Below are 15,022 nucleotides of genomic sequence, written 5' to 3'. Positions count from 1 at the left end.
TACTTTGATAAGGCAGCATAACGAAAAGCGATACAATGAAACTGGAAGACGTTGAAGTGTTTGTCGAAGCGATTAAGGCGGGTAGCCTGGCGGGCGCCGCGCGTCGGCTCTCAATGAGCGCCATGGCGGCGTCACGCTCTCTTAACAATCTTGAGGCTGAGCTGGGGGTCAGGCTGGTGCATCGCACCACGCGATCCCTCTCACCGACCAGCGATGGTGACGTTTTTTTGCCGCATGCGCAGGCGTTGCTGGAAGATAAAAATAACGCGCTGGCCGATCTGTTTCCTGATGGTACGCACCTGTCCGGACGCCTTCGCATTACCGCCTCAGCGGCGTTTGGACGCAAGATCGTTGCACCGATGTTGCCGCTGTTTATGCAGCAACATCCTGCCCTGCAGGTCGACCTGCTGGCAACCGATGAGCAAATTGATATTGTCGGGAAAGGCATAGACGTGGCGTTACGCATTGCACCGCTGCGCGATAACCGGTTAGTTGCACACCGCATCTGTGATAACCCCCGCGAGCTTTGCGCCAGCGCGGAGTATCTCGCCGCGTACGGTTCACCGAAATTGCTTAACGATCTGGCTGGACATAGCTGCCTGACCACCTCAGATACGACACACTGGTCGTTTGAGAAGGGTGAACAGCGCTACAAACAAAAGGTGTCAGGCCGATTCTCGGCTAACTCTATTGAGGCGATTTTCGAGGCCTGCCTGGGGGGACTCGGCATCGCAAATTTATCTCGCTGGTACGTAGAGCCTGCCATTGCTGAGGGTAAACTCGTGCGGATCGTCCTGGAAGATGCTCAGCCGGAATCGCTGGCCATTTGGGCGGTTTACCCGACCTCCCGGCTGATCCCGGCAAAAGTACGAAAATTTGTAGAAGCCCTGGAGACACATCTGACGCTCAACCCGCTTACGCAGCAGAGCTGAGTTATTTCACCGTCACCAGCCGCGCCGCCACAATCTGGTGCCCGGACTGGACATCCGTGTTGTCGATGCGCTGCATAATTCTGTCTGCCAGCGTGTAGCCCATCTCCCGCGCAGGGGTGGTAGCCCAGACGATGGGGAGATCGTCCAGCGCGTTTTCACCAACGTCGGCGAACGCCCCTAACGCCACCTGATGGCCGAAGAAGGTTTCCACCCCACCCTCGCCGCTCTGACGCCCGGCGCGGATCAGGCCAAACCAGGCACCCATGGCAATCACATCGTTGTAGCAAATCACGGCGCTGATCGTCGGATTGCTTCGCAGCAGCGCGCCTATCGCTTCCGCCGCTTTCTTCTGGCTGGATTCACACTCCACGACCCATTCGCTGTGGAACGGCAGGCCGTATTTAATCAGCGTCGCGCAGTAGCCGCCGACCCGCTCGGCGCGCGTCAGGGAGGAGCTTTTCCCTCCCAGCCAGGCAATGCGCTGATGCCCGCGGCGAATAAGATGTTCGGTCAACATTTGCGCGGCCTGCATGTTATCCGGGCGCAGCGTATCGGCCTCGTCCAGATAGCTGGCGCGCGAGGCGAACACCAGCGGCACGCCTTTTTCGGCGGCGCGCTCGCACAGATCGCTACCCACGCCCGACGCTCCGGCGACGATCACTCCGTCAACCCCCTGGGTCAGCAGCATATCGAGACGGGAGAGAAGCTGCCCGGCCTCGCGCCCGCCATGCAGCAGAAAGACCATCCGCCCCTGCGCTTCCAGCGCTTCGGTTAACCCGGCGGTCAGCTCCGCATAAAAAGGTGACGTCAGGTCACGGACAATCAGGCCAATCACCCCGCTTTGCCCGCCGCGCAGCGCCGACGCCTGACGGTTACGCACAAAGCCCAGCTGTTCAACCGCCTCGTTCACCCTCTGGCCGGTTGCGGGCGAGATGCGCCCTTTACCACTGAGCACGAGAGAAACGGTGCTGACGGAAACCCCCGCCGCCAGCGCGACATCGTTGATGGTGACTTTTTTCGCTACAGCCATGTGTCAGCGTGACTCCCTGAAATGAGATCGGTAAAACGTTTTATCAATACGTTATCTTTATACTACCAGTCAAAGCCTGAGAATGTGATTTAGCGCGCACTAAACTTTGATAAAACGTTTTATCTTCTCGCAGCATTGAAGCAGGCAAACTGATTTTAACAATAAAGGAGTCGTTTTATGACGGCGAAAACAGCACAAAAAATATCGCTGTGGGAGTTTTTCCAGCAACTGGGTAAAACCTTTATGCTGCCCGTGGCGCTCCTCTCGTTCTGCGGGATCATGCTCGGGATCGGCAGCTCGCTGAGCAGTAAAGACGTCATCACGCTGATCCCGTTCCTCGGTACTCCCGTGCTGCAGGCGATCTTTATCTGGATGAGTAAGGTCGGCTCCTTCGCGTTTAGCTTCCTGCCCGTGATGTTCTGCATCGCCATCCCGCTGGGCCTGGCCCGCGAGAATAAAGGCGTCGCGGCGTTTGCCGGGTTTGTGGGTTACGCCGTGATGAACCTGGCGGTTAACTTCTGGCTGACCGCGAAAGGCATTCTGCCGACGACCGATGCTGCCGTGCTGAAGGCCAACAACATTCAGAGCGTGATTGGTATTCAATCTATTGATACCGGGATCCTCGGAGCGGTCATCGCCGGGGTCATTATCTGGATGCTGCACGAGCGCTTCCATAATATCCGCCTGCCGGATGCTCTGGCCTTCTTCGGCGGTACCCGCTTCGTGCCGATTGTCACCCTGGTGGTCATGGGTCTGTTCGGCCTGATCATTCCCCTGATCTGGCCAGTCTTTGCGATGGGCATCAACGGCATTGGCCGCATCATCAACGGCGCGGGAGATTTTGGTCCGATGATCTTCGGCACCGGCGAGCGTCTGCTGCTGCCGTTCGGCCTGCAGCATATCCTGGTGGCCCTGATTCGCTTCACCGAAGCGGGCGGTACCATGGAGGTGTGCGGTCACGACGTGAGCGGTGCGCTGACCATCTTCCAGGCGCAGCTGAGCTGTCCGACTACCCACGGCTTCTCTGAAAGCGCCACCCGCTTCCTGTCTCAGGGTAAAATGCCGGCCTTCCTCGGCGGCCTGCCGGGTGCCGCGCTGGCGATGTACCACTGCGCGCGCCCGGAAAACCGACATAAAATTAAAGGGCTGCTGATCTCCGGCGTGATTGCCTGCGTCGTGGGCGGCACCACCGAGCCTATCGAATTCCTGTTCCTGTTTGTTGCGCCGGTGCTGTATCTCATCCACGCGCTGCTGACCGGCCTGGGCTTTACCGTGATGGCGGTGCTGGGCGTCACCATCGGCAACACCGACGGCAACGTGATTGACTTCGTGGTGTTCGGGATCCTGCACGGCCTGTCAACCAAGTGGTATCTGGTGCCGGTCGTGGCGGCTATCTGGTTCGCGGTGTACTACGGTATCTTCCGCTTCGCCATCACCCGCTTTAACCTGAAAACGCCGGGCCGCGATACCGATACCGCCACCAGCATTGAGCAGGCGGTAGCCGGTACTGTGGGCAAATCCGGGTATAACACCCCTGCCATTCTGGCTGCGCTGGGCGGTGCGGATAACATTACCTCGCTGGATAACTGCATCACCCGCCTGCGTCTGTCGGTGGCGGATATGTCAAAAGTGGATACCAACGCCCTGAAAGCCAACCGGGCCATCGGCGTGGTACAGTTAAATCAGCACAATTTGCAGGTGGTTATCGGCCCGCAGGTTCAGTCGGTGAAAGATGAGCTGGCAACCCTGATGCGAACAGTAGAAGCCTGATGCCTCAACCCCCTCTCATGAGGGGGTTTTACTTTAAGGATTAACGTCATGTTTGATTTTTCAACCGTCGTGGATCGTCACGGCACCTGGTGTACGCAGTGGGACTACGTCGCCGACCGCTTTGGCGCGACGGATCTGCTGCCCTTCACCATCTCGGATATGGACTTCGCCACCGCCCCCTGCATTACCGACTCGCTGCATCAGCGCATCAACCACGGCGTGCTGGGCTACAGCCGCTGGAAAAACGACGAGTTTCTTGCCGCTGTTGAGCACTGGTTTCGGCAGCGCTTTAACAGCCGCATTGATAAAGAAACCATCGTTTATGGCCCTTCCGTCATCTACATGGTGTCAGAGCTGATCCGCCTCTGGTCAAAGCCCGGTGACGGCGTGGTGGTTCACACCCCGGCGTACGATGCGTTTTACAACGCCATTGGAGGCAATGCGCGTCAGGTTGTGGCCGTTGAGATGGAAAAGCAGGCGGCTGGCTGGCAGGGCAATATGGCGGCGCTTGAAGCGGCCCTGGCGAAACCGGAAAACAAAATTCTGCTACTGTGCAGCCCGCAGAACCCGACCGGCAAGGTCTGGACGCGGGGTGAATTGACGCAGATGGCGGAACTCTGTGAGCGCTATGACGTGGCGGTTATCAGCGATGAAATTCATATGGACATGGTGTGGGGGGCGCATCGCCACACCCCGTGGAATGCGGTAGCGCGCGGCAAATGGGCGCTTCTCACCTCCGGCTCGAAAAGCTTTAATATTCCGGCACTGACGGGCGCATACGGCCTGATCGGCGATGAAGAGAGCCGTAACGGCTATCTCAGCGCGCTAAAAGGACGGGATGGGCTCTCTTCCCCTTCCGTGCTGGCGCTGACGGCCCATATCGCCGCCTATCAGCAGGGAGAGCCGTGGCTGGATGCCTTGCGTCGTTATCTGGAAGAGAATCTGTTGTATATCGCACAGGAATTAAACAGTGCTTTTCCGAAACTGAACTGGCAGCCGCCGGAAGCAACCTATCTGGCCTGGATTGATCTGCGCCCGCTGAACATTGACGACAGGGCACTGCAAAAAGTACTGATCGAGCAGCAAAAAGTCGCCATCATGCCGGGATATACCTACGGGGAAGAGGGAAATGGCTTCGTGCGCTTAAATGCGGGCTGCCCACGCAGCAAGCTGGAACAAGGGGTTCAGCGCCTCATCGCCGGGATCAACACGCTCCTGTAATTTGTTTGCGCAACGGAATATTCCCTTGCGCAAATAGCTTTTTACCCCGTTTTGTTTTTATAATATGGCGCACTTTAATCCGAAAAGAGTGCGACCATGATTGATACACGCCTGCCCTTAACTGATATTCATCGTCACCTTGACGGTAACATTCGTGCCCAAACCATCCTCGATCTTGGCCGCCAGTTCAACTTAACGCTTCCCGCTCAGACGCTTGAGTCGTTGATCCCACACGTACAGGTTACCTCCAATGAACCAGACCTGGTCAGCTTCCTGAGCAAACTAGACTGGGGCGTGAAGATGCTGGCCTCGCTGGATGCCTGCCGCCGCGTGGCGTTTGAGAACATTGAAGACGCGGCCCGCAACGGCCTGCACTACGTCGAGCTGCGCTTCTCGCCGGGCTATATGGCGATGACCCACAGCCTGCCCGTTGCAGGCGTGGTGGAGGCCGTCATTGAAGGCGTCCGTGAAGGGTGTAAAACCTTCGACGTTCAGGCCCGCCTGATCGGCATTATGAGCCGTACGTTCGGCGAAGCCGCCTGCCTGCAGGAGCTGGAAGCGCTGCTGGCGCACCGCGATGCCATCACTGCCGTCGACCTTGCCGGCGACGAACTGGGCTTCCCCGGCAGCCTGTTCCTCTCCCACTTCAACCGCGCGCGCGATGCTGGCTGGCACATTACCGTCCATGCGGGTGAAGCAGCGGGCCCGGAAAGTATCTGGCAGGCCATCCGCGAGCTGGGCGCCGAGCGTATCGGCCACGGCGTGAAGGCGGTAGAAGATCGCGCGCTGATGGATTTCCTGGCGGAGCAGCGCATCGGCATTGAGTCGTGCCTGACGTCCAACATTCAGACCAGCACCGTGGCAACGCTGGCGCAGCACCCGCTGAAAACGTTCCTTGAGCACGGCGTGCTGGCCTCGCTGAACACGGACGACCCGGCGGTTCAGGGCGTGGATATCATCCACGAGTACAACATTGCCGCCCCGCAGGCGGGCCTGAGCCGCGAGCAGATCCGTCAGGCGCAGATCAACGGGCTGGAGATCGCCTTCCTTACGCCTGCAGAGAAGCAGGCGCTGCGGGATAAGGTGGCAACCGCGTAAACCCTTTTGCCGGGTGGCTTCTACGCCTTACCCGGCATACAAAAGCATTTAAAACTTATGCCAGACAGAGCGTGGCGCGATGTTTGGCAGATTCAATCCCCAGCTCAATCAGCTCCATAATCTGTATCGCTTGGCTGGCCGGAACCGGGTTCTCCCCCGTTCCGTTCAGCGCATCGCGGATGGCAGCATAATAAGCCGGATAGTTACCCGGGATCGTTAACAGGGTTTCCTCAACCAGCTCCTCACCTTCCGTCCGCGTCACGACGCCGTCGCGCATATCATAGCCCCAGTCTTCCTGCGGCAGACGTTCACCGTTTTTGAGGCGGTCTTCCTGCGGATCGAGGCCAAACTTCACGTAGCTCCCGCGCGTGCCGTGGATGATATAGCGGGCAGATTCCGCGGCCGCGACCATCGTGCCGTGCAGCACAATCCGCCGCTGCGGGTAACTTAACACCGCGTGGAAGTAATCGGTTGTCTGCGCCCCGGGCCTGAGCTGGGCCAGATCGACCGTCATGCTCACCGGCAGCCCAAACAGATTCACGGCCTGGTCCAGCAGATGCGGGGCTAAATCGTACCAGATGCCGCTGCCCGGACCGGCCTGCTCGCGCCAGCGGTTTCTCACCTGCGGACGGAAGCGGTCAAAGTGCGATTCAAAAAAAACGATCTCTCCTAACGTGCCTTCCCCGAGAAGCGTTTTAACCGTCAGGAAGTCGCTGTCCCAGCGGCGGTTATGGAAAACGGACAGCACTCTGCCCAGGCTTTTTGCCAGCGCCTCCAGCTCACGCGCCTGTGACAACGTCACGGTGAAGGGTTTGTCAACAACGACGTGCTTCCCGGCTTCCAGCGCGGCTTTCGCCAGCGGGAAGTGCGTGTCGTTCGGGGTGGGAATAACAATTAAATCGATATTCGGATCGTTGAAAAGGTGTTTAGGCTCGGAGACAACCGGCACTGCGGGCCAGTCAGCGTGGACTTTGGCGGCGTCGCTGCTGGATACCGCCGCCAGCGCCATTCCCGGCGTTCCGGCTATCAGAGGCGCATGAAACGTTTTGCTCGCGTACCCGTAGCCTATAAGCCCGACGCGGATGTTATCACTCATCGTGTTGTCCTCTTTTTGCGTTTCTTATTTCATACTGGCCTTTCTGGCATTGTCCTCATTAATAATGAGCCATGGCGCTTAAAATAGCAGGCTGTACCGGCTATTTTTGTTACATAGTATTAACCTTCTGATTTTGTTTAAGGGAATCGTTCCCAAAGCGCTTGCCGTCAGAGAAACAGCGCTGTAACATTTGCGACCTGTATTTATGGATAAATTACAACAGTGAATCATGGCATCAATTATTAATCGAATCATTGAATTAGCGGGATGGATTGTTCTTGGGGTTTCGGTCATTTTGCTCGGCGTAGCCAGCCATATTGATAACTACCAGCCGCCGGAGCCTGCTGCCGTCACCCATCCTAAGTAACCGGTTGCTGCTTTAAAGAGTGACATAATGTGTCAGTTTCGTATTGCCAGCCCTGGTGAACGCGGTTAACCTTCTCTTCCAGGCATCACCTTCGGTGCCTGAATTTCAGCAAAGAAAACTCCTAATTTCGTCGCGTTATCTGAGTGGGCTGTTTACGTCTGTATTAATCCGTTTATTATTCGACCGAATTACCTTAACTGGTATTACTCACTTTTATATGGAAAATTATTAATATGACAGTTCAGGACTATTTATTAAAATTTCGCAAGATCAATTCGCTTGAGAGCCTGGAAAAACTGTTTGACCATCTGAACTACACCCTGTCGGATAATCAGGACATCATCAATATGTATCGCGCCGCTGACCATCGCCGTGCGGAGCTGGTCTCCGGCGGACGCTTGTTCAACGTCGGCGAGGTGCCAAAGTCCGTATGGCGTTACGTTTTATAAGAAAGTAGCCATCCGCGCGAAATGTTATATACTCTCCGCCCTGCAAACTGGCTATACAACATTTCGCGCAGATAATGGGAGAGTTCATGACCGCAACGCCTGGAGAACGCATCGGAGGCTGGTTAATCGCCCCACTGGCATGGCTGCTGGTTGCCTTATTAAGCGCATCGCTTGCGCTGCTGCTTTATACCACCGCATTGATTACCCCTCACGCTATTCAGACCCTGATGTCGCAAAGCGTGCTGAATATAGCGATGTGGTTTGTGTCGTTCGTTTTCGCGATTGGGATGTGGTACTACACCCTGTGGCTGACTATCGCCTTCTTTAAGCGCCGCAAGAGTGTGCCTAAGCACTACATTATCTGGCTGCTGGTCTCGGTCTTGCTGGCGGTTAAAGCGTTTGCTTTCTCGCCCGTCTCTGACGCGCTTGCTGTCCGCCAGCTGCTTTTCCCGTTACTGGCCGCGGCGCTGCTGGTGCCCTATTTCAAACGTTCAACGCGTGTGAAAAACACCTTCGTGAACCCGTAATAACCTTACAGATAACCTGTTGTCGCCTGCCCCGGTTTGTCCGATAATAGGCGGCTTTTTTATTTCAGGCTAAATAATGACCGATTACTTACTGCTCTTTGTCGGCACCGTGCTGGTTAACAACTTCGTTCTGGTGAAGTTCCTTGGCCTGTGCCCGTTTATGGGCGTGTCCAAAAAGCTGGAAACAGCGATGGGCATGGGGCTGGCGACGACCTTCGTCATGACGCTGGCGTCTATCTGTGCGTGGTTGATTGACACCTGGATCCTCATCCCGCTGGGGTTAATCTATCTCCGCACGCTGGCGTTTATTCTGGTCATTGCGGTGGTGGTGCAATTTACCGAAATGGTGGTGCGTAAAACCAGCCCGGCGCTCTATCGCCTGCTGGGTATCTTCCTGCCGCTGATCACCACCAACTGTGCGGTGCTTGGCGTGGCGCTGCTGAACATCAACCTTGGCCATAACTTCATGCAGTCGGCGCTGTACGGTTTCTCCGCCGCTGTCGGTTTCTCATTTGTTATGGTGCTGTTCGCGTCGATTCGCGAACGTCTGGCAGCAGCGGACATCCCTGCGCCATTTCGCGGTAATGCCATTGCGCTGGTGACCGCGGGTTTAATGTCTCTGGCCTTTATGGGCTTTAGTGGTCTGGTGAAGTTGTAATGAGTGCTATCTGGATTGCCATCGCCTCTATCAGCGTCCTGGGGTTGGTGTTTGGCCTTATCCTGGGCTACGCCTCCCGCCGTTTCGCGGTAGAGGACGATCCTGTTGTTGAAAAAATTGATGAGCTTTTGCCGCAAAGTCAGTGTGGACAGTGCGGCTACCCAGGCTGCCGCCCTTACGCTGAAGCGGTAGGCATTCAGGGTGAAAAAATTAACCGCTGTGCGCCCGGCGGCGAAGCGGTGATGCTGAAAATTGCCGCCCTGCTTAACGTCGATCCGCAGCCCGTTGATGGCGATGCGGAAGTCCAGGAGCCGGTCCGTGCCCTCGCGGTGATCGACGAAGCAAACTGCATCGGCTGCACCAAATGTATTCAGGCCTGTCCGGTCGACGCCATTGTTGGCGCAACGCGCGCCATGCACACCGTTGTGGCGGATCTCTGCACCGGCTGTAACCTCTGCGTGGCCCCCTGCCCGACGCAATGTATAGAGCTGCGCCCGGTTGAAACGACTACCGAAAGCTGGAAGTGGGATCTTCAAACCATTCCGGTTCGCAATATTCCTGTGGAACAACATGCTTAAGTTATTTTCTGCTTTCAGAAAAGAGAAGATCTGGGACTTTGACGGCGGTATCCATCCGCCAGAGATGAAAACCCAGTCCAACGGCACGCCGCTGCGTCAAATTCCGCTGGCGACGCGTTACGTCATGCCGCTCAAGCAGCATATTGGCGCTGAGGGCGAGCTGTGCGTGAAAGAAGGCGATAAGGTTCTGCGCGGTCAGCCGCTGACCTTCGGACGCGGACGTATGCTGCCGGTACACGCCCCTACTTCCGGGAAAGTGGTGGCGATTGCCCCTCATACGGTGGCGCATCCATCCGCGCTGTCGGAACTGAGCGTGATTATTGAAGCCGACGGTGAAGATCGCTGGATTGACCGTGACGGCTGGAGCGACTACCGCAGCCAGAGCCGCGAAGCGCTCATCGAGCGTATTCATCAGTTCGGCGTCGCGGGGCTTGGCGGCGCGGGCTTCCCGACCGGCGTCAAGCTGCGCGGCGGTGGCGATAAGATTCAGACGCTGATTATCAACGCCGCCGAGTGCGAGCCGTACATCACCGCCGACGATCGTCTGATGCAGGATTGCGCCGCCCAGGTGGTGGAAGGCATCCGCATCCTTGCGCACATTCTGCAGCCGCGGGAAGTGCTGATTGGTATCGAAGATAATAAACCGCAGGCTATTTCAATGCTGCGCGCCGTGCTTGCCGGTAGCCATGATATCGCCCTGCGCGTTATTCCGACCAAGTACCCCTCTGGCGGCGCAAAGCAGTTGACGCAAATCCTCACCGGCAAGCAGGTCCCGCACGGCGGACGCTCGTCGGATATCGGCGTGCTGATGCAAAACGTCGGCACCGCTTACGCCGTCAAGCGTGCGGTGATTGACGGCGAGCCGTTGACCGAGCGCGTGGTAACACTGACCGGAGAGTCTGTCTCTCGTCCGGGTAACGTGTGGGCGCGCCTCGGCACGCCGGTGCGCCATCTGCTGGAACAGGCTGAATTTTGCCCGGCCAGCGACCAGATGGTGATCATGGGCGGTCCGCTGATGGGCTTTACCCTGCCGTGGCTCGACGTTCCGGTAGTGAAAATCACCAACTGCCTGCTTGCCCCTTCCCCAACCGAAATGGGGGAGGAGCAGGAAGAGAAAGGCTGCATCCGCTGCAGCGCCTGTGCCGATGCCTGCCCGGCGGATCTCCTCCCGCAGCAGCTGTACTGGTACAGCAAAGGCCAGCTGCACGATAAGGCCAAAGCCCATAACCTGGCCGACTGCATCGAATGCGGCGCCTGCGCCTGGGTCTGCCCAAGCAACATTCCTCTGGTGCAGTATTTCCGCCAGGAGAAGGCCGAGATTTATGCCATCTCCATGGAAGAAAAACGCGCCGCGGAAGCCAAGGCACGTTTCGAAGCGCGTCAGGCGCGTCTCGAACGTGAGAAGATGGCTCGTCAGGAGCGACATAAGCAGGCCGCCGTTCAGCCTGCCGGGAAAGATCAGGATGCAATCAACGCCGCACTGGCGCGCGTTCGCGAGAAAAAAGCCAGTGCCGCCCAGACGCTGGTGATCCAGGCCGGTGAAAAACCGGATAACAGCGAAGCGATTGCCGCCCGCGAAGCGCGTAAAGCTGCGGCCCGCGCCCGTCAGGCGGAAAAAGCGCAAGCGGCGCAGCCGGAAGCTGAAATCGATCCACGCAAAGCCGCCGTCGAAGCGGCAATAGCCCGTGCCAAAGCGCGCAAGGCCGGGGAGCAGCCAGTGGTGGTTGAACAGGAACCGGTCGATCCGCGTAAAGCTGCCGTTGAAGCGGCGATTGCCCGCGCCAAAGCGCGCAAAGCAGCGCAGCAGGCGCCAGCCGCAGAACCTGAAGCACCGGTCGACCCACGCAAAGCCGCCGTTGAAGCGGCGATAGCCCGCGCCAAAGCGCGCAAAGCAGCGCAGCAGGAAGAGCAGCCGCAGGCCGCCAACGATGACCCGCGCAAGGCCGCCGTCGCCGCCGCCATTGCGCGCGTTCAGGCAAAGAAAGCCGCACAGCAAGCCGTAAACGAGGATTAAATGGTTTTCAGAATCGCAAGTTCCCCTTACACCCACAATCAGCGCCAGACCTCGCGCATCATGATGCTGATCTGCCTGGCGGCGCTACCGGGCATTGCCGTTCAGTGCTGGTTTTTCGGCTGGGGAACCCTGTTCCAGATAGCTCTTGGATGCGCCAGCGCCGTCGCGGCGGAAGCCCTCGTGCTGAAGCTGCGCAAGATGGCGGTTTCCCGCATCCTGGCCGACAACTCCGCGCTGCTGACCGGCCTGCTGCTGGCCATCAGCATTCCCCCGCTTGCCCCGTGGTGGATGGTAGTGCTCGGCACCGTGTTTGCCGTGATTATTGCCAAACAGCTCTACGGCGGCCTCGGTCATAACCCGTTTAACCCGGCGATGATTGGCTACGTGGTGCTGCTGATCTCCTTCCCGGTACAGATGACCAGCTGGCTGCCACCGCACGAGATTGCAGCCACGGTTCCCGGCTTTATGGATGCTCTGCAGGTGATCTTTACCGGCCATACGGCGCTGGGTGCTGATATGAACGCGCTGCGTATGGGCGTGGACGGTATCAGCCAGGCGACGCCGCTCGATACGTTTAAAACGTCCCTGCACGCCGGGCACAGCGTTGAGCAAATCATGAAGTCCGCCATCTACAGCGGCGTGCTGGCGGGAGCCGGCTGGCAGTGGGTCAACCTGGCGTATCTGCTGGGCGGCCTGTTCCTGTTGCAGCAGAAGGCCATCCGCTGGCATATTCCGGTCAGCTTCCTCGTGACGCTGGCGGTCTGTGCCACGCTGGGCTGGGTATTCTCTCCTGAATCGCTGGCCAGCCCGCAGATGCACCTGCTCTCCGGCGCGACCATGCTGGGTGCCTTCTTTATCCTGACGGATCCGGTGACGGCCTCAACGACTAACCGCGGACGCCTGATCTTCGGCGCGCTGGCTGGCCTGCTGGTTTGGCTCATCCGCAGCTTCGGCGGCTACCCGGACGGCGTGGCCTTTGCCGTCCTGCTCGCCAATATTACCGTTCCGCTCATCGACTATTACACGCGTCCGCGCGTGTACGGCCATCGCTAAGGGTTTCGCCATGTTAAAAACGATGCAAAAACACGGCGTCACGCTGGCTGTCTTCGCCGCGGTCCTGACGGGGCTGACGGCACTGGTTAATGCGCTGACCAAAACGACCATCGAAGAACAGGCCTCGAAGCAGCAAAAGGCGCTGTTCGATCAGGTGATCCCGTCCGATTTCTACGATAATGACCTGCAAAAAAGCTGCTTTGTGGTAGACGCGCCGCAGCTTGGGAAAGGCCCGCACCGCCTCTTTATCGCCCGCAAAGGGGATAAACCGGTCGGCGCGGTGATGGAAGCGACCGCGCCTGATGGCTATTCCGGCACCATTCAGCTGCTCGTGGGCAGCGATTTCTCCGGTACCATCCTGGGCACCCGCGTGACGGAGCATCATGAAACGCCGGGTCTTGGCGATAAAATCGAAACCCGTCTGAGCGACTGGATTTTGCACTTTGCCGGTAAAGTGATCCATGGTGAAGATGACACCGCGTTTGCGGTGAAGAAAGACGGCGGCGAGTTTGACCAGTTCACGGGCGCAACCATCACCCCGCGGGCGGTGGTAAACGCCGTAAAACGTGCCGGGCTGTACGCTGAAACGCTGCCCGCGCAGATCAACAATCTTCCGGCCTGTGAGGAGTAATCATGAGCCAGGTTAAAGAGGTTATTGTCCAGGGATTGTGGAAGAACAACTCCGCGCTGGTACAGCTTCTGGGTATGTGCCCCCTGCTGGCGGTGACATCCACCGCCACCAACGCGCTCGGTCTGGGTCTGGCAACCACGCTGGTATTGACCCTGACCAACCTCTCCATATCTGCCCTGCGACGCTGGACGCCGTCGGAAATTCGTATTCCGATTTACGTCATGATCATTGCGTCGGTGGTCAGTATTGTCCAGATGCTGATTAACGCCTACGCGTTTGGTCTGTACCAGTCGCTCGGGATCTTCATTCCTCTTATCGTCACCAACTGTATCGTGGTCGGGCGTGCGGAAGCGTTCGCGGTAAAAAACAGCCCGGCCATGTCGGCGCTGGATGGTTTTTCCATTGGCATGGGCGCCACGTGCGCCATGTTCGTGCTGGGCTCGCTGCGTGAAATCCTCGGCAACGGTACGCTGTTCGACGGCGCAGATGCGCTGCTGGGCGGCTGGGCTAAAGCGCTGCGCGTTGAGGTGTTTCACACCGATACGCCGTTCCTGCTGGCGATGCTGCCGCCCGGCGCGTTTATTGGCCTCGGCATGATGCTGGCGATAAAATACCTGATTGATGAGAAACGTAAGCGCCGCGCGGCTGAGCGCAGCGTTCTGGAAGGGACACACGAAAAGGCCTCATGAATAAAGAAAAGCGCATTGCGATCCTGACCCGTCTGCGGGACGAGAACCCGCACCCGACGACGGAGCTGAATTTTACCTCCCCGTTTGAGCTGCTGATCGCGGTGTTGCTCTCTGCGCAGGCGACCGACGTGAGCGTCAATAAAGCCACTGCCCTGCTCTATCCGGTCGCCAATACGCCGAAGGCCATGCTGGAGCTGGGCGTGGAAGGCGTGAAGTCCTATATCAAAACCATCGGCCTGTTTAACAGCAAAGCCGAGAACGTAATTAAGACCTGTCGGATCCTGCTGGAACAGCACGGAGGCGAAGTACCGGAAGATCGCGCCGCGCTGGAAGCCTTGCCGGGCGTGGGGCGTAAAACCGCGAACGTTGTGCTCAATACCGCGTTTGGCTGGCCGACCATCGCCGTTGATACGCATATATTCCGCGTCTCAAACCGGACCAACTTCGCCCCAGGGAAAAATGTCGAGCAGGTAGAAGAGAAGCTGTTAAAAGTGGTTCCTGCCGAATTCAAGGTTGACTGCCACCACTGGCTGATTTTGCACGGTCGTTATACCTGCATAGCCCGAAAGCCGCGCTGCGGCTCCTGCGTTATTGAAGATCTCTGCGAATATAAAGAAAAAGTCTATCCCTGACCGTCATAATCCCTTGCCAAAAGAAGGGCTACCGTTCGTTCTTCTTTTGGCCGTTATTTGTCCGCTCTTACTTTCTTCTGACTTGTCACTTGTTCGGCTCTATAACGCTCAAACAGGTTAATACTTTTTTCATAGCCAAAAATTTCTATACATCTGTGATCGCGATCACTCTGATAACGTCATGTTGATTTTTTGTAGTCAAAGTCATCGCAAACCCTTTGCCGGGCAAGATTTAAATGCGTTTAGCCGGAAGATAAGACCAGCTATTTTTCAGAAT

Annotated in this window: 16 protein-coding genes; 14 read left to right on the top strand and 2 right to left on the bottom strand. The window is 57.6% G+C overall.

Annotated features, from left to right (window positions below; all coding sequences use genetic code 11):
* Positions 1 to 35: 35 nt before the first annotated feature.
* Positions 36 to 932: a LysR family transcriptional regulator gene (locus IM313_RS01095; RefSeq protein ID WP_045261486.1), complete on the top strand. Its 897-nt coding sequence runs from the start codon at positions 36 to 38 to the stop codon at positions 930 to 932.
* Position 933: 1 nt separating this feature from the next.
* On the opposite strand, the gene IM313_RS01090 is transcribed toward IM313_RS01095, so the two are convergent.
* Complete coding sequence (locus tag IM313_RS01090; protein ID WP_126326103.1) at positions 934 to 1,962, bottom strand: Mal regulon transcriptional regulator MalI; 1,029 nt, start codon at positions 1,960 to 1,962, stop codon at positions 934 to 936.
* A 177-nt stretch (positions 1,963 to 2,139) separates the two neighbouring features.
* Between IM313_RS01090 and malX the strand changes: the two genes are divergently transcribed.
* From malX to add, 3 genes are all read left to right on the top strand, one after another.
* Positions 2,140 to 3,732 (top strand): maltose/glucose-specific PTS transporter subunit IIBC, encoded by a 1,593-nt coding sequence (gene malX / locus IM313_RS01085; RefSeq protein WP_192970978.1) that lies wholly within the window; start codon positions 2,140 to 2,142, stop codon positions 3,730 to 3,732.
* Between the two features lie 48 nt (positions 3,733 to 3,780).
* Complete coding sequence (locus IM313_RS01080) at positions 3,781 to 4,953, top strand: MalY/PatB family protein (protein ID WP_192970977.1); 1,173 nt, start codon at positions 3,781 to 3,783, stop codon at positions 4,951 to 4,953.
* A gap of 96 nt (positions 4,954 to 5,049) precedes the next feature.
* Positions 5,050 to 6,051, top strand: a complete 1,002-nt coding sequence (add, locus tag IM313_RS01075) for an adenosine deaminase (RefSeq protein WP_028012921.1) — start codon at positions 5,050 to 5,052, stop codon at positions 6,049 to 6,051.
* A 55-nt stretch (positions 6,052 to 6,106) separates the two neighbouring features.
* Here add and IM313_RS01070 read toward each other — a convergent pair whose 3' ends face one another.
* A complete protein-coding gene (locus IM313_RS01070) occupies positions 6,107 to 7,147 on the bottom strand; it encodes an oxidoreductase (protein WP_048956290.1) in 1,041 nt (346 codons plus the stop codon).
* Between the two features lie 241 nt (positions 7,148 to 7,388).
* Between IM313_RS01070 and blr the strand changes: the two genes are divergently transcribed.
* From blr to nth, 10 genes are all read left to right on the top strand, one after another.
* Positions 7,389 to 7,514 (top strand): division septum protein Blr, encoded by a 126-nt coding sequence (blr, locus tag IM313_RS01065; RefSeq protein WP_168733269.1) that lies wholly within the window; start codon positions 7,389 to 7,391, stop codon positions 7,512 to 7,514.
* Between the two features lie 233 nt (positions 7,515 to 7,747).
* Complete coding sequence (ydgT, locus tag IM313_RS01060; RefSeq protein ID WP_013096896.1) at positions 7,748 to 7,963, top strand: transcription modulator YdgT; 216 nt, start codon at positions 7,748 to 7,750, stop codon at positions 7,961 to 7,963.
* An 86-nt stretch (positions 7,964 to 8,049) separates the two neighbouring features.
* A complete protein-coding gene (locus tag IM313_RS01055) occupies positions 8,050 to 8,490 on the top strand; it encodes a DUF2569 domain-containing protein (protein ID WP_025758365.1) in 441 nt (146 codons plus the stop codon).
* A gap of 76 nt (positions 8,491 to 8,566) precedes the next feature.
* Positions 8,567 to 9,148, top strand: coding sequence for an electron transport complex subunit RsxA (gene rsxA / locus IM313_RS01050; protein ID WP_028012919.1), 582 nt, complete (start codon positions 8,567 to 8,569; stop codon positions 9,146 to 9,148).
* A complete protein-coding gene (rsxB, locus tag IM313_RS01045; RefSeq protein ID WP_032640037.1) occupies positions 9,148 to 9,726 on the top strand; it encodes an electron transport complex subunit RsxB in 579 nt (192 codons plus the stop codon). The genes rsxA and rsxB overlap by 1 nt, the downstream gene beginning before the upstream one ends.
* A complete protein-coding gene (rsxC, locus tag IM313_RS01040; protein WP_192970976.1) occupies positions 9,719 to 11,740 on the top strand; it encodes an electron transport complex subunit RsxC in 2,022 nt (673 codons plus the stop codon). Before rsxB ends, rsxC begins: the two co-directional genes overlap by 8 nt.
* Positions 11,741 to 12,793 (top strand): electron transport complex subunit RsxD, encoded by a 1,053-nt coding sequence (rsxD, locus tag IM313_RS01035; RefSeq protein ID WP_049000871.1) that lies wholly within the window; start codon positions 11,741 to 11,743, stop codon positions 12,791 to 12,793.
* A gap of 10 nt (positions 12,794 to 12,803) precedes the next feature.
* Positions 12,804 to 13,424, top strand: a complete 621-nt coding sequence (rsxG, locus tag IM313_RS01030; RefSeq protein WP_192970975.1) for an electron transport complex subunit RsxG — start codon at positions 12,804 to 12,806, stop codon at positions 13,422 to 13,424.
* Between the two features lie 2 nt (positions 13,425 to 13,426).
* Positions 13,427 to 14,113, top strand: a complete 687-nt coding sequence (locus IM313_RS01025) for an electron transport complex subunit E (RefSeq protein ID WP_192970974.1) — start codon at positions 13,427 to 13,429, stop codon at positions 14,111 to 14,113.
* Positions 14,110 to 14,745 carry an endonuclease III gene (nth, locus tag IM313_RS01020; protein ID WP_028012914.1) on the top strand — a complete coding sequence of 212 codons (636 nt, stop codon included), beginning with the start codon at positions 14,110 to 14,112 and terminating at the stop codon, positions 14,743 to 14,745. Before IM313_RS01025 ends, nth begins: the two co-directional genes overlap by 4 nt.
* The last annotated feature ends 277 nt before the right edge of the window (positions 14,746 to 15,022 follow it).

Origin of the sequence: Enterobacter cloacae complex sp. P2B (genome assembly GCF_014895985.1) — a bacterium.
In the GTDB taxonomy this organism is placed as follows: Bacteria; Pseudomonadota; Gammaproteobacteria; order Enterobacterales; family Enterobacteriaceae; genus Enterobacter; species Enterobacter bugandensis.
This window is presented reverse-complemented; position numbering and strand designations above follow the sequence as displayed.